This window comes from Brucella lupini (assembly GCF_002252535.1).
GTDB lineage: Bacteria > Pseudomonadota > Alphaproteobacteria > Rhizobiales > Rhizobiaceae > Brucella > Brucella anthropi.
The window spans coordinates 54,138-73,774 of record NZ_NNRN01000053.1 but is presented as its reverse complement, the minus strand read 5'-3'; the positions used below and the strand labels follow the sequence as shown (position 1 = coordinate 73,774).

The window sequence follows — 19,637 nt, the reverse complement described above, 5'->3', positions numbered from 1 at the left end:
GAGGGACAGACAGAGATGAAGACAGGCAGTGCGGCGGCTGGCAATCCGCTCGGGTTCGTTGCAGTCGCCGGGCTCACATTCATCGTCGCAGTGCCGTTTGTCTTCATCGTCCTTCAGGCAATCTTTCCACAACTGGGGAGAGGCTCGCTGGCCGAGCCTTTCCTGCATCTCTCGGCCCTGTTTGAAGACCCGAAGCTTTTGCGCATGAGCGGCAATACCGTTCTGCTCGGTCTTTCCGTGGTAGCTCTTTCCGCATTCATTGCCGTGCCGCTAGCGGTTTTCCGGGCACTCTACAAAGTGCCGTTCGCCGTGCTGTGGGATGTGCTGATGCTCGTGCCCTTCATGATCCCGCCCTATATTGCAACGCTCGGCTGGATCATGACCTTGCAGCCACGCGGCTATCTCGAACAGCTTGTCGGATTCAATCTGGCTCCCTTCCTGTTCTCGGTCGCAGGCATGAGCTTTGTCATGGCGCTGAACACGTTTCCGCTTGTCTATTTTGCGGTGTCGCGCACGATTGAAGCAGTTGGCGCGCGCTATTCAGATGTCGGACGCGTATTCGGGGCTTCCCCATGGCGCTCCTTCTTCCGTATTACCCTGCCGCTGGCGACGCCTGGCCTCGCGGCAAGCCTTCTGCTCGTTTTCGCGGCAGCCATCGAGGAATATGGTACGCCCGCAGCCCTTGGACGCCGTTCCGGCTTTGAAGTTCTGGTAACGGAAATTGATCTCCGCATCTCCGACTGGCCCATCGACCTTGCGGGTGCTGCCGTCTTTTCGCTGGCGCTTGTCTGCCTGTCGCTCGCCGCTTTTCTGGTCCAACGCTGGATATTGACGCGTCGTTCCTATGTGACGACTGGCGGCAAACCACAGGCAAAGGACAAGCGCCCACTTGGAGCCCTCACAATTCCCGTCGTGGTTCTGTTCGCTGTCATCGCCTTTGCGGCGACCGGTATTCCCCTGCTGGCCATTCTGGCGACCGCTCTGTCCAAAACCGTGTCTGGCGGGTTGACGCCATCGAACCTCAGCTTCGACAATTTTGCTGCAATTGCCGAAAACAGCGCAGGCGGCATGCGCGCGCTGATCAACAGCCTGTCGCTCGGCGTTGCAAGCGCTCTCCTCACGGGACTGCTTGGCGCGATTGCCGCTTATGCCGTGGTGAAGATGCGCTTTCACGGGCGCTTCTGGCTCGACATACTGACCGTCCTGCCAAATGCCTTGCCCGGCGTTGTCGTCGCGGTCGGCCTCATTCTGGCATGGAACCAGCCCTCGCTACCCATCTCGCCCTACAATACGCCGCTGATCCTTCTGCTTGCTTATTGTTGCATTCTTCTACCGCAGCCGATCCGCTATGCATCGGCTGCCTTCCACCAGATCGGCGACAATCTAGAAGCTGCGGCACGTGTTTGCGGCGCAAACAGCTTCACCGCTTTCCGGCGCGTCATGCTACCGCTGATCGCCCCCAGCCTGATAACGGCGATGTTACTTGTTTTTGCAGTGGCCACACGTGAACTCGTCGCATCGATATTGGTGGCTCCGGTTGGAATGCAAACCATCTCGATCTTCATCTGGCGTCAGTTCGAGCAAGGCTCGGTCGGCCTCGGCATGGCCATGGCATTCATCGCCATTCTCATCACCACGCTTTTGCCCCTGGTCCTGATGGGGTTGTTGAAGCGCTCAGGTCTCGTTAGAATTTGACCTTCCGTTCCCGATCGGGAAATGCCAACAGCAGGGTCGAAATTCCAGTGCCTTGAAAAGCCGGGAGAACCGTTTTGACGAAACAAGCCGTTGTCTTGAAAAGAGAAGAATGGGCGAGACGTGATGATGCCTGGTCTGGGCGCGTCGAAGGCAAGAGATTTGATACCGATGCGTCGATCATATTCTTCTCGACCGATATTGTAGGGCATGGTCCCAAACTGCACCGGCACCCTTATGACGAGATTTTCATCGTCCGTCAGGGAAATGCCCTGTTCATTGTTGGCGATGAACAGATCGAGGTGACGGAGGGACAGGTTGTCTTCGGTCCGGCAAACATACCACACAAGTTCATCAATCTGGGCCCTGGGCGTCTGGAAACAACCGATATTCACGTTACCCGGCATTTTGAGCAGGAAGACCTCGAGTGAAACGGGGCACAATGCGTGCCCCCCTGCATTTTACAGAATTGTCTTGTCTTAACGCTCAAAGATGATAATTTTAGTCATATTAATGCGACGATATCCCGACGCATTTCTTACGAAACATTCCTGGCAATGAAGCCGGAATTTCAATGAAACGCTGTCACATACGGATCGGAACGTTTTGGGCTTCTGGCATTCGATGATCTGGCAAGCCGAAGGCATCCGGGTGGTTGCGCCGGTTCAATGGCGCGTGCTGGACGGGCTGGTCAGTGTCTACTGGGAGGCTGAAAGCCAGACGGGGGCCAATGGCTATTTCCTGTCGCATGATCCCCGTATCATGATCTTTTTCCAGGATGTATCGTCCAATATTCGCATATCGAACGATAGCGGCGTCCTTACTCAGCATCACCGCCCGATGACGCGTGCAATCTATATACCCGCCGGCGTACCAATGTGGACGAATACAGTTTCGCTCCACCGGTTTTCGCACCTGAACCTGCATTTTCACAAGGATCGGCTGCTCAGATATCTAAGCCCGACACTCGGCACTTCCATGGCCGTGGCCGCCATGCGCAGTCCGGTAGAAATTCAGGACCTTGGCGCCATAGAAACGCTTGCCCGCCTGATCGTGGATGAAACAGCCAGTCCGATGAAACACGCGCTTTATGCGGAAAACCTCATCGGCAGCATTCTGACCGGGCTTCTCGATTTACCGGGTGAGGACAACAAGCAGGGATATGGCCGCCTCACTATGGCGCAGATGAACAAGCTGAACGCACGGTTCGACAGCTGTGGTGATCGTCGGTTGAGTGTCGCCGAAATGGCGGCAGCGGTGGGCCTGTCGGAAAGCTGGTTCGCCAATGTCTTCAAGCAGACAACCGGAAAGACCCCGCTACAATGGCAAATGGCGAAGCGCATCGATCTGGCACAACGACTGCTTGCTGATAGCGACCTGACCGTCGCCGGCATCGCAGCACAGCTCGGTTTCACCGATCAGGCACACCTGACCAAGGCTTTTCGTCAGGTGGTGGGTGAAACGCCAGCCGCATGGCGACGTTTCCAGTCAAACCGCTGACCAATTTCGGATTACGTGCTCCGCCTCCTGTTTCCGGCGGAGCGGCTCATCCTACCATGTGCGGCGAAGCGTTGCCGTGATCTCGCGACCGGGATTGTAGAAATCCGCTCCGAAACCGCCATAGGCGACGTATTTTTTATCGAACAGATTGCTGACATTGACCTGAAGCGCCGAGTTGTCCAGGAACTCGTAGGTGAATGCCGCATCAAACACCACATTGCCGCTGGTGCCCGACGTATTGGCCGGCGTGAAGTAATATGAACCGATATAACGACCGCCGACACCGATTGTCATGTCACCGCGGCGACCGCTGCCCTCGATCTTGTAGTTTGCCCAAAGCGAAGCGAGGTGCCTGGAAACAAACTGCGGACGGTTGCCCTCATTGCCGCCCGTGCCGTTCTCGACGATCTCCGGGTCCATATAGGAATAGGCCGCGATCAGGTTGAGATTGTTCGTCAGTTCGGCCTTGGCTTCCAGATCAATACCGCGAACGCGAACCTCGCCAATCGTGGATGGCTGAAGCGTAATGGGATCGTTGACTGAAATATTGTTCTTGGTCAGGTCGTAAACAGAAGCGGTGAACAGGGCCGGAAATGCGGTCGGCTGGTATTTCACGCCGACTTCGATCTGTTCACCCCGCTCAGGATCGACGCCGATGGCCGGGGGGGCGACCGATTCAGCATAGCTCGTATAAACCGCCCATTCATCAGTCACCCGATAGGTGAGGCCGAAGCGGCTGGTGAACTCGCTCAGATCACCATCTGTCGTCTTGTTGCTGAGATTGTTCGTCTGCGACAGGTCGAGCCAATCATTGCGCAGGCCCACACTGGCAATCAGCTTTTCCGCGAATGTCAGATCCTGCTGGAAATAAATCGCCTTGGTTTTCTGCCTGGTAGATGTGCTGCCGATAAGAGGCAGATTGACCGGAGCACCGGTAAAGACCGGATTGGTCCAGTCGATGCCCGGTGCCGGGCCCCAGAGTGTCTTGTTGGTGGCCGAATAGTTATTGTATTCGACGCCCGCCATCGTCCGGCTTTCGAACCGGTCAAAACTCGTCTCATATTTCAGGTTCACATCACCCACGAAATTCTCGGCTGAGGCTTCATTGCCGAAGAAGTCGCGCTTGGCAATCGTGGAGCCATCGGTCGGTGTGGCCGAAATATAGGCATAGCCGAAATCGGTGTCCTGCTTGCTGTAACGCCCGTTGGCGCTCATGCTCAAACCATTGCCAAAATCATGATCGAACATGGCGCTGACAGTATTTCTGTCAGTGCCGCGATAGTTGAAATCCGGCTCTCCGAAAAAGCGGCTTCGGTTGAAATCGGTGCCGACCGGATGGCCGCCGCTTCCGGGCACGCCATTGCGGTGAAGATGATCGAAGATCACCGTCAAATTGGTCGCATCGCTCGGGCGCCACGTCAGCCCGCCCATGATGAACTTTTCGTCGTCGCGCGAATAGTCATATTCGGCGTCGGAATCCTTGAACTTGCCGGTGAGGCGATAGGACAGCGTTTCGTCGCCGGTCAGATTATCACCGAAATCGAAGCCGACTTCCTTGTGGTTGAACGAACCGCCCGTGACATAGGCTTCGCCAAAGCGTTCGCGCTTCGGCCGCTTCGTCACGTAATTGACCATACCACCTGGATCGGAGACGCCGAAAGCCGTGGAACTCGCGCCTTTCAGAACTTCAATCCGTTCAAATGCATAGGGTTCCTCGCGTATACCGCCAAAGGGACGGCCAAGGGACAGCCCGTCGCGATATGTGTTGGCATCGAAACCGCGGATCTGGAAAAAGTCAAACCGGTCATCCGACCCGTAAAAATTGGTGGAAACACCTGCAGTATATTGCAGCACCTGCTCGACGGTCTGGGCGTTGCGCTCCTGTATTTCCTTGGCGGTGATCACCGATACGGAGGCTGCCGTATCCATGATGTCCGTCGCCATCTTGCCGCCGCCGGTGGTTCTCGTCGCGACAATCGACCTGGAATCGTCGTCGCGTCCACCAGACCCATCAACCGTAATGGTCTTGAGCACTGTCGGCTCTTCCGTTGTTGTCGCCTGCTGCGCCAAAGTCAGATCCGGCATGGATACGACAAGCGCCGTGCACCCCAGAAGAATTGCCCTGCGGTAGCGAACCCGGGTGGTTTTCTTCATCTCAGCGGTCTCTTCAATGTCCATGGTCAGGTCCGATAAGCAGTTTGCGGCGATCGCTTTTAGCGACGGTTTCAAATCGTGGAGACATCGACAGCCTTACGATCAACGACCGGATGAGCCCGATCATCGAAGCAATCAAGAAACTGAAATGGTCCCCGGATCGCCACTAACTTGAGAACCTTTGTCCAGTATTGTAGAAAACTGCTTTTTTGTAGGAAATCACGGTTAATTCGCAACACCTTTATCAAGGTGTGAGCTTCGGCCTTGACGCGGTGGGTTTAACTTGAGAGTGAAAGGCCACTTTATACACAAGGAGAATGCGCCGGATGACTTGGTCCATTCGCTCTCTCGTTTTCGCTGCCCTGTGCTGCCTGGCGATGATTGCGCCGCAAGCGGTTCTAGCTGGTGAAAAAACAACCTATCCGATTGTTATAAAACATGCTTTTGGAACGACAACGATAGAAAAAAAGCCGGAACGGATAGTCACCGTTGCCTGGGCAAACCATGAGGTTCCCCTTGCACTCGGCGTGGTTCCGGTTGGGTTTGCGCGAGCCAATTTCGGCGATGACGACAATGATGGTCTCTTGCCATGGGTAGCCGCAAAGTTGAAGGAACTCGGCGCCGATACGCCTGTGCTTTTCGATGAAGGGGACGGGATCGATTTCGAGGCGGTGGCGGAAACGCAGCCCGACGTCATCCTCGCATCCTATTCCGGCCTGAGCCAGTCCGACTACGATACACTCAGCCAGATCGCCCCCGTCGTTGCCTATCCCGAAGCGCCCTGGTCCACCGACTGGCGCGACATGATCCGTCTCAATAGCGTCGGCATGGGCATGGCGGAAGAAGGTGAAGCGCTGATTGCAAAGATCGAAGGCGAGATTGCCGAGACGGTCAGCCAGTATCCGCATCTCAAAGACAAGTCGGCTATGTTCGTCACGCATCTCGATACGACGGACCTGAGCACGGTCAATTTCTACACTACTAACGACACGCGGGTGAGATTCTTCACGGACCTTGGCCTGAACTCACCCAAAAGTGTGGTCGACGCCTCCAAACCGGGCCAGTTCTCCGGCTCCATCAGCGCCGAGCGTGTCGACATGTTCGATGACGTGGACATGGTCGTAACCTATGGCAGTCAGGAATTGCTGGATGCCTTGAAGCGCAATCCACTTCTCGCCAGCATGCCAGTGGTCGAAAACAATGCAGTGGTCATGCTGGGCAGAAACCCTCTCGGGACAGCGGCCAATCCCACACCACTTTCCATTTCCTGGGTGTTGAAGGACTATGTCGCCCTTCTTGCCGGCGCAGCCGATAAAGCAAAATGATCGTCGCCCGCATCCGGCGTTCAAGCCAGCCAATCACCATATATCGGTCCAACAGAGCGAAGACCGGCTGGCTCGGCGCGGTCGTCTTTCTCCTCGCGACCCTTTGTGTTCTGTCCGTGTCGCTCGGCACGCGTGAAGTGCCATGGCCTGACATTGTTGCGGCGCTGCGTGGTCATATGGACACCGTCGGACAGGCCGCCGTCGCCATGCGCATTCCGCGCACCTTGCTCGCGCTTCTCGCCGGAGCAGCGCTCGGGCTGGCAGGTGCCATTATGCAGGGCATTACCCGCAATCCGCTGGCAGACCCCGGCATTCTGGGCGTCAATATGGGTGCATCGCTTGCCGTCGTCATCGGCGTTGCGTGGTTCAACATCGTTTCCGCACCAGCTTATATCTGGGCAGCCATATTCGGTGCCGGTTGCGCCGCCGTCTTCGTCTATATGGTCGGATCGCTTGGCCGTGGTGGCGCGACACCGCTCAAGCTCGCGCTGGCCGGTGCAGCCACGTCGGTAGCATTTTCCTCACTGGTTATCGCCATCGTGCTGCCCCGCAACGATATTGCCGGCGGCATTCGCGCCTGGCAGATCGGCGGCGTTGGAGGTGCGACTTTCGACCGGCTCGCTTATGTGCTGCCATTTCTCGGTGTCGGTTTCATTGTCAGCCTTCTATCGGCGCGCAAACTGAACTCCCTGGCACTCGGCGATGAACTTGCCGCCGGGCTCGGAGAAAAGGTCGCCATTGCACGTGCTGTTGCGGCGCTCGGCGCAATTCTGCTGTGTGGTGCAACCACCGCCATCTGCGGCCCCATCGGATTCGTGGGCTTGGTTGTGCCGCATGTATGCCGCCTCCTGGTCGGGGTCGATCACCGCTGGCTATTGCCATTCTCGGCCCTCAGCGGAGCCTGCCTGCTGCTTGCTGCCGATATTGCCGGACGCCTCGTTGCCCGCCCTGCCGAACTCGATGTCGGGATCGTCACCGCCCTGATCGGTGCGCCGTTCTTCATCTGGATTGTCAGGCGCCAACGGGTTCGCGAGTTGTGATCATGCTGCATTCCACCGCCGATCTTATCGCCTGGAACCGTCGCAGTCGCACCCGCAAGCGCAATCTTGTCATCGGTCTTCTTCTGGTCATTCTCGTCGCCCTCTTCCTCCTCACTTTGATGCTGGGCCAATCGTTCACGCCGCCAAAAGATGTCGTCCGGGTACTCCTGGGCGAAAACGTTCAGGGTGCAAGTTTCACGGTCGGGAAGTTGCGCCTGCCGCGCGCCGTCCTGTCCGTGCTTTCAGGGCTGAGCTTCGGCCTCGGCGGTGTCGCATTCCAGCTTATGCTGCGCAATTCGCTCGCAAGCCCTGACATTATCGGAATCAGTTCCGGTGCAAGTGCTGCGGCTGTTTTTGCAATCGTTGTGCTCTCGCTAAGCGGCCCCGTTGTTTCAATCTTTGCCGTTGTGGCCGGGCTCGTCGTAGCACTTGCCGTCTATGGTCTTTCCTTCAGGAACGGGGTCGCCGGAACCCGTCTTATCCTCGTTGGCATCGGTGTTTCGGCGATGCTCGAAAGTGTCATTGCCTATATTCTTTCAAACGCGCCCGCCTGGAGCCTGCAGGAAGCCATGCGCTGGCTTACCGGCAGCGTCAACGGCGCAAGGCTGGACCAGATGTTTCCTCTTCTGGTCGCGCTGGTCGTTTTCGGCAGTTTGCTTTTGAGCCGGTCGCGCGATCTCGAAGCATTGCGGCTGGGCGACGACAGCGCCGCAGCATTGGGAACCAATGTCGGGCGAACCCGGATTGTCATAATCATTGCCGCCGTCGGCATGATAGCTTTTGCCACGGCCGTTTCCGGCCCCATTGCTTTCGTTGCCTTTCTGTCCGGCCCCATTGCGGCACGCATCATCGGTAATAACGGTTCCCTGCTCGTCCCGTCTGCCCTGATCGGAGCCATACTAGTCCTCGCCGGCGATTATTGCGGACAATTCCTGCTCCCCGGCCGCTATCCGGTCGGCGTCGTCACCGGAGTTCTGGGCGCTCCTTATCTCATCTACCTCATCATACGCGCCAACCGCAGCGGGGCATCCCTATGACCGATCACACCCTCATCGCGCGTGAGCTGACCACTGGCTATGGTGACAGGCTTGTGCTGGATAGTCTCGATCTTGAGGTGCCTTCCGGCAAGGTAACAGCAATCGTTGGAGCGAATGCCTGCGGGAAATCTACCTTGCTGCGCACTATGTCGCGACTTCTGGCACCACGACACGGGGAAGTACTGCTTGACGGCAAGTCGATCCACACGCTTCCCTCCCGGCAACTGGCACAAACGCTCGGCCTGCTGCCCCAATCGCCGACAGCGCCGGAGGGCATACTGGTTGCCGATCTGGTCAGTCGAGGTCGAAACCCCTATCACGGCGTATTCTCGCAATGGACGCGGGCAGATGACGAAGCAATCGCAACGGCACTTGAAGCAACCAAGACGACCGAACTGGCCGACAGGCCAGTGGATGAACTTTCAGGTGGCCAGCGCCAGCGCGTATGGATTGCGATGGCACTGGCGCAGCAGACCGATATTCTCCTGCTGGATGAACCGACAACCTTTCTCGACATCAGTCACCAGATTGAAGTTCTGGATCTGCTCACAGATCTCAACCAGAAGCGCGGAACCACAGTCGTCATGGTTTTGCACGATCTCAATCTTGCCGCCCGCTATGCGGATTTTCTGGTCGCAATGGCTAACGGACGACTATACGCAACCGGAACGCCGGACGACGTGCTGACAGAACAAAATGTTCGTGAGGTATTTCATCTCGAAAGCCGTATCATGACCGATCCAACTTCCGGTCGACCGATCATGCTGCCTTTGGGGCGTCATCGCCTCCGTGATGAGCACCTTGAAACGCAGCTTGCGCCTTCAGACGGATAACCGGCTGTGCCGCAACAGGCTTTTGCAGACTTCTCCAACCCGCTGATTTCATAGCGCCGCGATCCAATGATCGCGGCGTTTTGCGTTCTGGCACAGTCACAACGCAGTGCATCATTATGCGCAATCCATAATTATCTATAATATTTTAGCTTGAGTCACCGATACTCATGCAGATAATCTATATTTCATAGATTCTTTCTATTTTTATAGATAAAATGGAGAAAGCATGCTCAATACGGTGCAATCGAACCCGGAGGGCGCTGAGAAAACGGCGTCCAAATCGGAACAGGATGCATGGACGCTCGCAAGCGCGCGTCTGCTCTATGAACTTCCGTTCAACGATCTCCTTTTGGAGGCACAAAGCGTTCATCGTGCCAATTTCGATCCGAACCGCGTTCAGCTCAGCAAACTGCTCAACATCAAGACGGGCGGCTGCCCGGAAGATTGTGGCTACTGCAGCCAGTCGGCACATCACGCTTCGGGTCTCAAAGCTTCCAGATTGATGAGTCTGGATACAGTCCTCGAGGAAGCGAAAAAGGCAAAGGATAGCGGCGCAACCCGCTATTGCATGGGTGCGGCCTGGCGCAGCCCGAAGACGCGGGATGAGCCCGCGATTGTCGAGATGGTCAAACAGGTGAAAGCGCTTGGTCTGGAAACCTGCATGACACTGGGCATGTTGAACCCGGATCAGGCGCAGACCTTTGCGGAGGCTGGGCTCGATTATTACAACCACAATATCGATACGTCGGAGCGGTTTTATCCGCAGGTCATCACGACGCGCAGTTTCGATGATCGACTGGAAACGCTCACCCATGTCCGGGAAGCAGGGATCAAGGTTTGCAGCGGCGGCATTCTCGGCCTTGGAGAAACCGAAGACGATCGCATCGAAATGCTGGTGACGCTGGCAAATTTGCCCATCCCACCGGAAAGCGTGCCAATCAATATGCTGATCCCGATGCCCGGTTCACGGCTGGAGAAAGCATCGCCCGTCGATCCTATCGCCTTTGTCCGCATCATCGCCCTTGCCCGCATGATGATGCCGCAATCGCATGTCCGGCTGACAGCGGGGCGCAGTTCGATGAGCGATGAAATGCAGGCACTCTGCTTTTTCGCAGGCGCAAATTCGATCTTTATTGGCGACATGCTGCTGACCGCCGCCAATCCGGGCGAAGATCGCGACACAAGCCTCATGCGACGGCTTGGCCTGACCGCCGATGCACTGGATGCCCATGCATGAGCACCAACCCGTTGGCCCGTTACGCTGCGAAGTTGAAAAACTTACAGCGGCGGCAGCATCTGCGCGCACTTGCCGATAACAGAGGTGCGGATTTCAGCTCGAATGACTATCTGGGTCTTGCCGCATCGCCGTCGATCCGTAATGCATTGATAGCCGAGCTGGAAAACGGCCTTGCCACCGGGGCTGGCGGCTCCCGGCTGTTGCGCGGCAATCACCCGGAACACGAACTTCTGGAGGCTGAAGCTGCTTTCTGTTTTCGTGCACCTTCAATGCTGTATTTCAATAACGGTTATACGGCAAATCTAGCAGTTCTCTCGACTTTGCCGTTACGCGGCGATCTGATTGCCTATGACGAACTGATCCATGCCAGCGCACGTGAAGGCATGCGGGCCGGAAAGGCCGAAACCGTTTCCATCCCGCATAACAATGCGGATGCATTCGATAGAGCAATCTGCACATGGCGCAAAAAGGGCGGACGCGGCACGCCGTGGATTGTGGTGGAAAGCCTCTATTCTATGGATGGTGACATCGCGCCGCTTTCCGATCTCATCGAGATAGCAGACCACCACGGCGCTTTTCTTTTCATCGACGAAGCCCACGCGACGGGCGTGCACGGGCCAGATGGACGCGGTTTTGCTACCGGACTGGAAGGCCGACAGAACATTATCACGCTGCATACCTGCGGCAAGGCAATGGCCAGCTCCGGCGGGCTGGTTGGAGCACATCCGGTCCTTCGCGATTTTCTCGTCAATCGCGCACGGCCATTCATCTATTCGACTGCGCCTTCGCCCTTGCAAGTATCCGCAACACGGATTGCGCTGAAAACCATGATCGCCGAACAATATCGTCGGCGTGAATTGCACCGGCTTATCGCATTTGCCAATGCGCAATTCGCCGATCACTTTGGCAAAGCCGGCAGCGGAACGCAGATATTGCCGCTCGTCATTAGCGATGCCGACCGCACCTTGCGTATCGCACATCGCATGCAAGCCAAGGGCTTCGACATACGCGCCATACGCCCGCCAACAGTGGCTGTCGGCACGGCGCGCCTGCGCATCACCATCACGCTCAATGTCGATGAACCCACGATAACGCGCATGTTCGAATACCTTGCCACGATCATGGCGGAGAAATTGATATGAACTGCACTTTGATCGTTACCGGCACCGATACGGGTATCGGCAAGACCGTCTTTTCCGCAGCTCTCGCAGATGCGTTCAGTGCTTATTACTGGAAACCGGTTCAGTCGGGGCTGGAAGAAACAACCGATAGCGAAACGGTTGTCCAGCTTACCGGGCTCTCACGCCAGAACATCATTCCGGAGTGCTGGCGCTTGAATACGCCCGCTTCGCCGCATCTTGCAGCACAGATCGACGGAGTGGAAATTGATGCGGACGCCTTGGATGTTCCATCGGTCCATGCACCTCTCGTAATCGAAGGCGCAGGCGGATTGCATGTACCGTTGACACGCCGCACGACATTCATTGATGTCTTTGCACGCTGGCAAAAGCCGATCATCCTTTGTGCAAGAACCAGCCTCGGAACCATCAATCATACACTGCTTTCGCTTGAAGCATTGAACCGGCGCAATATTCCCGTGCTCGGTATTGCCTTCATCGGCGATCCTCAACCGGATACCGAGCAGATCATCCCGGAACTGAGCGGCGTTCGCAGACTGGGGCGACTGCCCCACCTTGCGAAACTTGACCCGGACACGCTCCGCCATGCGTTTCGCGAGCATTTCAATATGAGCGCTTTTTACGAGGCTTCCGAATGAACGGACGTTCGTCTCCTGTCTGGCATCCCTTCACCCAGCATGCCACAGAACCGGTTTTCCGCAGGATCGTCAAAACTGACGGTGCCTATTTGCAGGATGAAACCGGTCGTTCGGTGCTCGATGCCATATCGTCATGGTGGGTGATTACACATGGGCACCGTCACCCAAAGATCATGGCGGCGATCCGGGACGCATTGGACCAGTTCGATCAGATCATCTTTGCCGAATTCACTCACGAACCGGCAGAAAAGCTGGCGCAAGAACTGGTCAAACTCACCCCGCAAGGCCTCGCCCATGTGTTCTATTCCGACAGCGGTTCCACAGCAGTCGAAGTCGCTATCAAGATGGCGCTCGGCTTCTATCACAATAGAAACAAACCGCGTTCACGCATCGCAGTGTTGGAGCATAGCTATCACGGCGATACGATTGGCACCATGTCCACCGGTGCGCGCGGTGTGTTCAACTCCGCCTATGCCCCCCTGCTGTTTCAGGTCGACACCATTCCGTTTCCATCGGTGGGGCGGGAGCAGGAAGCACTCGATGCGCTGGAGCACTTCTGCCGGAGTGGCAAGGTTGCCGCTCTGCTCTTGGAACCGCTTGTTCTGGGTGCAGGCGGAATGAAAATCTATCCTCCTCGCCTGCTCGCCGAGTTCCGGCGGATCACGCAACAATACGGAACACTGCTGATCGCCGATGAAGTGATGACAGGATGGGGACGCACGGGCACCATGTTCGCCTGCGAACAGGCATCCACCTCGCCGGATATTCTTTGCCTTTCCAAAGGCATTACCGGCGGCGCTCTTCCGCTGGCCGCAACGCTCAGCACGGCTGAAATCTTCGATGCGCATTTTTCGAATGATCGCAGCCGCACATTCTTTCATTCCAGTTCCTACACGGCCAATCCGATTGCCTGCGCGGCAGCACGTGCAAATATAGAAGTCTGGCAAACGGAACCCGTCGCGGATCGCATCAGGACATTGGGGCAATTGCACTCGGAAAGGCTATCGCGTTTTCAGGATGATCCTCGTTTCACCAATGTTCGCCAGCAAGGAACCATCGCCGCCCTTGACCTCGCGGTCGAAAAAACCGGCTACCTTTCCGATGCTGGGCCGCAATTGAAATCCTTCTTCCGAAAACGGGGTGTGCTTCTGCGTCCGCTCGGCAACGTGATCTATCTGATGCCCCCCTATTGCGTAACGCCACTTGATCTGGACCTTGCCTATGACGCGATTCATGCGGCGGCTGATATGATCGAGACGGCAGCGCGATGAGTATTTCGAGCCGTATGGCGGGTTTCGGCCATTACGTGCCAGACCGCCGAGTTGCAAATGATGAACTGGAGCAGCGTCTCGGACTGGATACTGGCTGGATCGAAAGGCGCACCGGCATTCGCGAACGGCGTTGGGCGGCACCGGATGAAACTCTTACGGACATGGCGATGAAGGCGGGACAAATGGCTCTCCAGGATGCCGGTGTTCCGCACAATTCGGTGGCGCTTGTCATTCTCGCGACATCAACGCCCGATCATCTCCTGCCACCTTCCGCGCCGCTTCTCGCTCACAAGCTGGGGCTGGAAAACTGCGGCGGGATCGATCTTGCAGGCGCTTGCTCCGGGTTCCTTTATGCGCTTGTTCTGGCAGACGGCTTTGTCAAAAACTTCCGCAAGCCGGTTCTGGTCGTGGCAGCCAATATATTGAGCCGCCGGATCAGTATGGAGGAGCGCAACACAGCAATTCTCTTTGCCGATGCCGCTGGTTCAGTCCTGCTTGCACCATCGAACGATCCACATGCTGGACTGCGTGGATCGGCGCTCATGTCCGATGGCGGAAATTACGGGCTGATTTCCATTCCCGCTGCCGAGACAAGAATGACCATGCGAGACGGCAAGGCCGTCTTTACGCAGGCCGTTCGTATGATGTCGCGTTGCGCAACCGACGCGCTTGAACGGGCAGCGCTTAGTGCCACCGATGTGAACAGGTTCTTTCCCCATCAGGCCAATGCGCGGATCACCGACACGGTCTGCGACCAGTTGCACCTGCCTGCCTCCATTACCGCCAGATCGATTGCTTTGTTCGGCAACTCGTCGGCGGCGACAATCCCGCTATCGCTATCACTGGCATCGAAATCGCAGCCTTTTCAGTCAGGCGAACGGCTGCTTCTTTCGGCCGCCGGTGCTGGAATGATTGCCGGTGCTGCAGTCTGGGAAATTGGCGATGGTTGAAATCCAGCCATGGCTCGAACTGAAATCGGCATTTCCGTCCTGCCTTAGATGGCCACCAGCGCAGTATCCTCGTCAAACATCTCCAAGAGGCTTCGCAGCGAGTCATCCTTGAAACGCTTTCGTATCTCAAGAAGATTGTTCAGTCCCTTGGCAATGCGCCTGGCATAGCCAAGATCATTGAGAAGCGACCTGAGTTGCATAAGCAGCCCCGCAAGACAGACAGCCTGCTGTCGAAGCCCTGAACGTGAAGAAGCATCCATTTCTGCGTGTACAGTCTTCAATGTTCGCTGTCGTCGGGGCTGTCAGACCCGACCGCAGATCATGCAACCGGAACTGCCTACGTGCCGGGAACAATCTAGCTCAGTTGAACCACGCGGATTTTGCGAGCGGTTGCCTGCAAAAGTGTGAAAGCCTCGAAACGCTGGTCGTGCCACCTGGCCAGCCCGGCATCCGGCCTGTTAACTTCTCCAAGTTCCGACATGGCGTCCATGGCCGATGCAAGATCAGGGTAAGCCCCCGACGCGACCGCACCCAGCATTGCAGAGCCGAGCAGAACAGGTTCGGGCGAAGTCGAGGCGGCGATGACAAGACCGGTCGTGTCGGCAAGCACCTGTCGCACCAGGTGCGACCGTGCAGCCCCACCCGAGACGACGATAGTATCGGTCGCGATACCCTTTGCTTTCTGGGCCTCCACGATCTGCCGCGCACCATAGCCAAGGCCGCACAGCCCGGCCAAATAAAGTGCAGTAAGGCTGTCGATCCCGGCATCGAGATCTAGCCCGGCAATGATTGCGCGCGCATCAGGGTCCGCGAACGGTGCACGATTACCGAGGAACTCCGGCACGACATGAATGTCGCCAATGATGGCAGCTGCCTCTTCAGGGCCTCCCCTCGCATCGACTTCTGCAGCAAGAATGTCGACCAGTCCCTTGCCTTGGGCGGTTGCCTGCTTCTCCGCTTCCTTCGCGAAAGGATGCATGTGGATCAGATGATCGATAGCGGCACCCGCTGCCGATTGTCCTCCCTCGTTAAGCCACAGGCCCGGAACCATCGCCGAATAATAAGGACCCCATACACCATCCACGAAAACCGGCTGTTCGGTGGTCGTCATGGTGCAGGCCGACGTGCCAAACACATAGGCCATGCGCGACAATATCCGGCCCTCCGGACCGCGTGCTCCGACCGTACCGATCCCGCCCGCATGAGCGTCGATCAGGCCAGCGGCAATAGCTGTGCCCGGCATAAGACCGAGTTCTGCCGCGGCCTGTTCGCTCAAGCCGCCAAGACTCTCGCCACCGGGTCGAACGTCCGTGCCGATGCGGACAAAATTTTCGTCCGCCAGTTCGCCAAGGCCTACTTCACGGAAAAAGGTCTCATCCCAGCGCTTTTCGTGACTGAGATAGGTCCATTTGCAGGTGACCGTGCAGGCCGAACGGGCAAGGCTGCCGCAAGATTTCCATGTGAGAAAATCGGTAAGATCGAAAAACTGCCATGCAGCAGCGAAGGTTTCCGGCTTGTTTTCCTTGAGCCACAACAGCTTCGGCGTTTCCATCTCGGGGGAAATGGTGCTGCCAACGTAGTCGAGAACCTTGGCTTTGGTCGCATTAATGCGTTCTGCCTGGCCAACAGCGCGATGATCCATCCACACAATAATATCGCGCGCTGGATCGTTGGACGGACCGACTGCAAGCGACTTGCCACCCTCGCCCAGCACAACCAGCGAACATGTCGCGTCATAGCCGATACCGGCAATGTCCGTCGGATCAATATCGGCAGTCTTGACGGCTTCGCGCACGCTTTCGCAAACAGCCTGCCAGATATTGACGCTCGACTGCTCGACAATGCTGCCCGCCTCACGCCAGATGGTGATATCGCGCTTGGCCGAAGCAAGCATGGTACCGCTAGCGTCGAAAAGACCGGCGCGAGCGCTGCCGGTGCCGACATCGACGCCCAGATAATAGCTGGTCATGGTCGCTCCCATTTACAGATCGAGGCTTTGTGGAAGGATGACCAGATCGCGAATGGTAATGTTGCGCGGGCGGGTCAGCATGAACATCACCGATTCCGCGACTTCCTTCGGTTCCATCAGACTGCCATTAGCCAGCGCTTCATCCAGCTTTGCCTTCGGCCAGTCGCTAATAAGTGCGGTAACCACCGGACCAGGCAGAACGCCACCAACGCGGATACCGTGCGGCGCAACCTGACGGCGAACCGTATGAACGAAAGCCTGAACGGCATGTTTGGATGCGGTATAGATTGGCTCCCAGATGACCGGCACGACACCTGCGACAGAGCTTGTCATGATGATATCCCCGGTCTTTCGTTCCATCATATGTGGCAGAACCGCATGAATGGTGCGGAAAGCCGCGTTGATGTTGAGGTTCAGCATGCGGTCCCATGCATCCGGGTCACCTTCCCAAAGAGGTCCGCCAATATAGGCACCCGCATTGGCGTGAAATACGTCGAGTTTGCCCGCTTGGTCGAGTATTTGCGGCATCATGGTGGCGACTGATGCCGGATTGAGCAGATCAATGACCAGCGGTCTGGCTTTATCGCCAAGCTCGGCGCATTTTGCATTAAGCGCCTTCTCGTCACGGTCGACGAGAAACACCGTCATTCCCGCTTCTAACATGTGCTTTGCACATTCGAAGCCGATGCCAGAGGCAGCACCGGTAACGGCGCCGACTTTTCCATTGAGATCCTGAGCCATTTTTCAGTCCTTAAAGTTTTAGGCGCGACCGTGCGACTGGCGCGAGCGGCGGGCGAGGGAGTCGACAATCACGGCGATGGCGAGCACAGCGCCAGTAATCATGTAGCGAAGCGACGATGACAGATCGAGCAGCGTCAAACCGCTGGCAATCGACTGGATGACGATAATGCCAAGTAGAGCCGACCAGGCGCTACCACGTCCGCCAAAGAGGCTAGTGCCGCCGATGACCGCTGCTGCAATCGCGTTCAAGTTGACGTCGCCAGTGCCTGCCTGCTGGCTGGAAGAAGCAAGGCGAGCTGCGGCCAGAATGCCGCCTGCTGCAGCCAGAACCGAACAGGTCATGAAAGCCGACATATAGATAAATTTCACATTGATACCAGCACGGCGTGCGGCTTCGCGGTTGCCGCCGACTGCCTGCATCGCGCGCCCCCACTGGGTACGCGTGAGTGCGTAATTCATCGCGATGACCAGCGCCACGAACAGGCCGAACATCCATGGCACACCACGCGACTGGTTGAGATAAAACACAGCACCGCCGACTATGACTGTGATGACGATGGCCTTGAGCGCTATGCCGAGCGACGACGGCGCTGACAGACCGGCTTCACGGCGGCGCTGCGCAGAGCGGAACCCGGTGAAGAAGATCGCAAGTCCGGCAATCAGCACCAACGCATAGGACAGCGGACGCGGCATAACCAGAAGCTGGCCGAAACTCACGAGCCAGGAACCATAAGGCAGGTTGATCGAGCCGGTATTGCCCAGCAGATAAAGCTGAAGGCCAAGCGCCGCCAACAGACCGGCCAGTGTGGAAACAAAGCTTGGCATGCTGAAGCGATTATAGAGGAACGCGTAAAGCAGGCCGATCAACGCGCCGGTGCACAGCGCCGCCAGCATTGCAACGCCAACAGGCCAGCCATGATTGACCCAAAGCACGCCGACAATGGCTGACGCAAGTCCGCTAACCGAACCGACCGAAAGGTCGATTTCACCCAGCATCAAAATGCAGACGATACCCAGCGAAATCACGCCGATAGTCGAACAGTCGAACAGCAAGTTTACGAGATTGTTGCTCGACAGAAAAACCGGGTTCAACGTCTGGAAAACGGTCCAGATGATGACGAGACCGATGATGACCGGCAGCGATCCAAGATCGCCCGACCGGACACGGTCGAAGAAATTGCGCAGCGCGCCCGAAACGCCTTCATCATGGCGCACGCGAGTGTCCTGGCGATCGAGAGGGGTATTTCCGGTTGCCTGGTTCATTATGCTTCTCCCCGATCATGGGCCTGACCGGTTTCATGCTGCGCCTGACGCCGTTCGGCACGGCGGGAAACGGAATTGCTGCTTGCGCCGGTGATGGCTGCGACCAGCTCCTCGTTTGAGGAATCCGGGTAAAAAACACCATTGTTTCGGCCAAGCCGCAGCACGACGATGCGGTCCGCGACAGCACGAACGTCTTCCATATTGTGGCTGATCATCAAGACACCGAGCCCACGGTCACGGACGCGCTCGATAAGATCGAGAACCTCAGCAGTCTGCGCAACGCCAAGTGCTGCCGTCGGTTCGTCGAGCATAATGAGCTTGGGATCAAGCAACAGCGAGCGCGAGATCGCAACCGTCTGGCGCTGGCCACCAGAAAGGGAGGCGACCGGCTCGCGTACACTCGGGATGCGGGCGGAAAGCTCGTTCAGAAGCTTCCACGCCTTGATCTCCATGGACACTTCATCAAGCCGATAGGGGCTCATTTCGCGGCCAAGGAAAATATTGGCGACCACGTCGAGATTCTCGCACAGCGCCAGATCCTGAAAGACTGTCGCAATGCCGAGATCGAGCGCAACGCCCGGCGACGAAAGCACAACCTTCTCACCATTAAATTCGATACTGCCGGATGTCGGTTGATGGACACCTGCCAGTGTCTTGATCAGGGTGGACTTTCCTGCTCCGTTATCACCGACAAGAGCGACAACTTCGCCCGGAAAGACTTCCAGATCGATATCTGTCAGCGCTGAAACGGCACCGAAATTCTTGGATATGCCGCTTAGACGCAGCACTGGCTGCCGCGACGACGCAGCGGCTTCGTGATCTTGGGACATGATCTCACTTTCCCTGGC

General features: G+C 57.0%; 18 protein-coding genes. 12 read left to right on the top strand and 6 right to left on the bottom strand.

Annotation, left to right across the window (positions count from 1 at the left end; all coding sequences use genetic code 11):
* The first annotated feature begins 15 nt into the window (after window positions 1-15).
* The 3 genes from CES86_RS17230 (at window position 16) to CES86_RS17220 (ending at window position 3,192) form a co-directional block, all read left to right on the top strand.
* Window positions 16-1,695 (top strand): ABC transporter permease, encoded by a 1,680-nt coding sequence (locus tag CES86_RS17230; RefSeq protein ID WP_094514998.1) that lies wholly within the window; start codon window positions 16-18, stop codon window positions 1,693-1,695.
* Window positions 1,696-1,769: 74 nt separating this feature from the next.
* Window positions 1,770-2,123, top strand: a complete 354-nt coding sequence (locus tag CES86_RS17225) for a cupin domain-containing protein (protein WP_010660788.1) — start codon at window positions 1,770-1,772, stop codon at window positions 2,121-2,123.
* Between the two features lie 175 nt (window positions 2,124-2,298).
* On the top strand, window positions 2,299-3,192 hold the full coding sequence (locus CES86_RS17220; protein WP_010660787.1) for a helix-turn-helix domain-containing protein: 894 nt from the start codon (window positions 2,299-2,301) through the stop codon (window positions 3,190-3,192).
* A 51-nt stretch (window positions 3,193-3,243) separates the two neighbouring features.
* Here CES86_RS17220 and CES86_RS17215 read toward each other — a convergent pair whose 3' ends face one another.
* A complete protein-coding gene (locus CES86_RS17215; RefSeq protein WP_094514997.1) occupies window positions 3,244-5,370 on the bottom strand; it encodes a TonB-dependent siderophore receptor in 2,127 nt (708 codons plus the stop codon).
* A gap of 302 nt (window positions 5,371-5,672) precedes the next feature.
* Here CES86_RS17215 and CES86_RS17210 point away from each other — a divergent pair, with 302 nt between their 5' ends.
* The 9 genes from CES86_RS17210 to CES86_RS17170 all read left to right on the top strand — a co-directional run bounded on the left by CES86_RS17210 (window position 5,673) and on the right by CES86_RS17170 (window position 14,816).
* Entirely contained in the window at window positions 5,673-6,671 is a 999-nt protein-coding gene (locus tag CES86_RS17210; protein WP_010660785.1) for an iron-siderophore ABC transporter substrate-binding protein, read from the top strand.
* On the top strand, window positions 6,668-7,711 hold the full coding sequence (locus CES86_RS17205) for a FecCD family ABC transporter permease (RefSeq protein WP_010660784.1): 1,044 nt from the start codon (window positions 6,668-6,670) through the stop codon (window positions 7,709-7,711). The genes CES86_RS17210 and CES86_RS17205 overlap by 4 nt, the downstream gene beginning before the upstream one ends.
* Before the next feature lie 2 nt (window positions 7,712-7,713).
* Complete coding sequence (locus CES86_RS17200; protein WP_010660783.1) at window positions 7,714-8,748, top strand: FecCD family ABC transporter permease; 1,035 nt, start codon at window positions 7,714-7,716, stop codon at window positions 8,746-8,748.
* Window positions 8,745-9,581 carry an ABC transporter ATP-binding protein gene (locus tag CES86_RS17195; RefSeq protein WP_010660782.1) on the top strand — a complete coding sequence of 279 codons (837 nt, stop codon included), beginning with the start codon at window positions 8,745-8,747 and terminating at the stop codon, window positions 9,579-9,581. The genes CES86_RS17200 and CES86_RS17195 overlap by 4 nt, the downstream gene beginning before the upstream one ends.
* Before the next feature lie 226 nt (window positions 9,582-9,807).
* Window positions 9,808-10,818 (top strand): biotin synthase BioB, encoded by a 1,011-nt coding sequence (gene bioB, locus CES86_RS17190; protein ID WP_010660781.1) that lies wholly within the window; start codon window positions 9,808-9,810, stop codon window positions 10,816-10,818.
* Window positions 10,815-11,960, top strand: a complete 1,146-nt coding sequence (locus CES86_RS17185) for an 8-amino-7-oxononanoate synthase (RefSeq protein WP_094514995.1) — start codon at window positions 10,815-10,817, stop codon at window positions 11,958-11,960. The genes bioB and CES86_RS17185 overlap by 4 nt, the downstream gene beginning before the upstream one ends.
* On the top strand, window positions 11,957-12,595 hold the full coding sequence (gene bioD, locus CES86_RS17180) for a dethiobiotin synthase (RefSeq protein WP_010660779.1): 639 nt from the start codon (window positions 11,957-11,959) through the stop codon (window positions 12,593-12,595). The genes CES86_RS17185 and bioD overlap by 4 nt, the downstream gene beginning before the upstream one ends.
* Window positions 12,592-13,866: an adenosylmethionine--8-amino-7-oxononanoate transaminase gene (locus tag CES86_RS17175; protein WP_036582533.1), complete on the top strand. Its 1,275-nt coding sequence runs from the start codon at window positions 12,592-12,594 to the stop codon at window positions 13,864-13,866. The genes bioD and CES86_RS17175 overlap by 4 nt, the downstream gene beginning before the upstream one ends.
* Window positions 13,863-14,816, top strand: a complete 954-nt coding sequence (locus CES86_RS17170; RefSeq protein WP_080641737.1) for a beta-ketoacyl-ACP synthase III — start codon at window positions 13,863-13,865, stop codon at window positions 14,814-14,816. Before CES86_RS17175 ends, CES86_RS17170 begins: the two co-directional genes overlap by 4 nt.
* 44 nt (window positions 14,817-14,860) lie before the next feature.
* On the opposite strand, the gene CES86_RS27565 is transcribed toward CES86_RS17170, so the two are convergent.
* The 5 genes from CES86_RS27565 to CES86_RS17145 all read right to left on the bottom strand — a co-directional run bounded on the left by CES86_RS27565 (window position 14,861) and on the right by CES86_RS17145 (window position 19,619).
* A complete protein-coding gene (locus tag CES86_RS27565; RefSeq protein WP_155243308.1) occupies window positions 14,861-15,016 on the bottom strand; it encodes a hypothetical protein in 156 nt (51 codons plus the stop codon).
* Window positions 15,017-15,171: 155 nt separating this feature from the next.
* A complete protein-coding gene (locus CES86_RS17160; protein WP_010660776.1) occupies window positions 15,172-16,785 on the bottom strand; it encodes an FGGY-family carbohydrate kinase in 1,614 nt (537 codons plus the stop codon).
* A 12-nt stretch (window positions 16,786-16,797) separates the two neighbouring features.
* Window positions 16,798-17,526, bottom strand: coding sequence for an SDR family oxidoreductase (locus CES86_RS17155; RefSeq protein ID WP_029928279.1), 729 nt, complete (start codon window positions 17,524-17,526; stop codon window positions 16,798-16,800).
* An 18-nt stretch (window positions 17,527-17,544) separates the two neighbouring features.
* The gene (locus CES86_RS17150) at window positions 17,545-18,789 is read right to left on the bottom strand and encodes a sugar ABC transporter permease (protein ID WP_036582542.1); all 1,245 of its coding nucleotides are present in this window, start codon (window positions 18,787-18,789) and stop codon (window positions 17,545-17,547) included.
* Window positions 18,789-19,619 carry an ATP-binding cassette domain-containing protein gene (locus tag CES86_RS17145; RefSeq protein WP_029928283.1) on the bottom strand — a complete coding sequence of 277 codons (831 nt, stop codon included), beginning with the start codon at window positions 19,617-19,619 and terminating at the stop codon, window positions 18,789-18,791. The genes CES86_RS17150 and CES86_RS17145 overlap by 1 nt, the downstream gene beginning before the upstream one ends.
* Window positions 19,620-19,637 lie beyond the last annotated feature (18 nt).

Excerpts from the sequence above, each read along its gene's own strand:
- CES86_RS17230 (WP_094514998.1), top strand. The coding sequence starts at position 16 with ATGAAGACAGGCAGTGCGGCGGCTGGCAATCCGCTCGGGTTCGTTGCA.
- CES86_RS17215 (WP_094514997.1), bottom strand. The coding sequence starts at position 5,370 with ATGGACATTGAAGAGACCGCTGAGATGAAGAAAACCACCCGGGTTCGC.
- CES86_RS17210 (WP_010660785.1), top strand. The coding sequence starts at position 5,673 with ATGACTTGGTCCATTCGCTCTCTCGTTTTCGCTGCCCTGTGCTGCCTG.
- CES86_RS17205 (WP_010660784.1), top strand. The coding sequence starts at position 6,668 with ATGATCGTCGCCCGCATCCGGCGTTCAAGCCAGCCAATCACCATATAT.
- CES86_RS17200 (WP_010660783.1), top strand. The coding sequence starts at position 7,714 with ATGCTGCATTCCACCGCCGATCTTATCGCCTGGAACCGTCGCAGTCGC.
- CES86_RS17195 (WP_010660782.1), top strand. The coding sequence starts at position 8,745 with ATGACCGATCACACCCTCATCGCGCGTGAGCTGACCACTGGCTATGGT.
- bioB (WP_010660781.1), top strand. The coding sequence starts at position 9,808 with ATGCTCAATACGGTGCAATCGAACCCGGAGGGCGCTGAGAAAACGGCG.
- CES86_RS17185 (WP_094514995.1), top strand. The coding sequence starts at position 10,815 with ATGAGCACCAACCCGTTGGCCCGTTACGCTGCGAAGTTGAAAAACTTA.
- bioD (WP_010660779.1), top strand. The coding sequence starts at position 11,957 with ATGAACTGCACTTTGATCGTTACCGGCACCGATACGGGTATCGGCAAG.
- CES86_RS17175 (WP_036582533.1), top strand. The coding sequence starts at position 12,592 with ATGAACGGACGTTCGTCTCCTGTCTGGCATCCCTTCACCCAGCATGCC.
- CES86_RS17170 (WP_080641737.1), top strand. The coding sequence starts at position 13,863 with ATGAGTATTTCGAGCCGTATGGCGGGTTTCGGCCATTACGTGCCAGAC.
- CES86_RS27565 (WP_155243308.1), bottom strand. The coding sequence starts at position 15,016 with ATGCAACTCAGGTCGCTTCTCAATGATCTTGGCTATGCCAGGCGCATT.
- CES86_RS17160 (WP_010660776.1), bottom strand. The coding sequence starts at position 16,785 with ATGACCAGCTATTATCTGGGCGTCGATGTCGGCACCGGCAGCGCTCGC.
- CES86_RS17155 (WP_029928279.1), bottom strand. The coding sequence starts at position 17,526 with ATGGCTCAGGATCTCAATGGAAAAGTCGGCGCCGTTACCGGTGCTGCC.
- CES86_RS17150 (WP_036582542.1), bottom strand. The coding sequence starts at position 18,789 with ATGAACCAGGCAACCGGAAATACCCCTCTCGATCGCCAGGACACTCGC.
- CES86_RS17145 (WP_029928283.1), bottom strand. The coding sequence starts at position 19,619 with ATGTCCCAAGATCACGAAGCCGCTGCGTCGTCGCGGCAGCCAGTGCTG.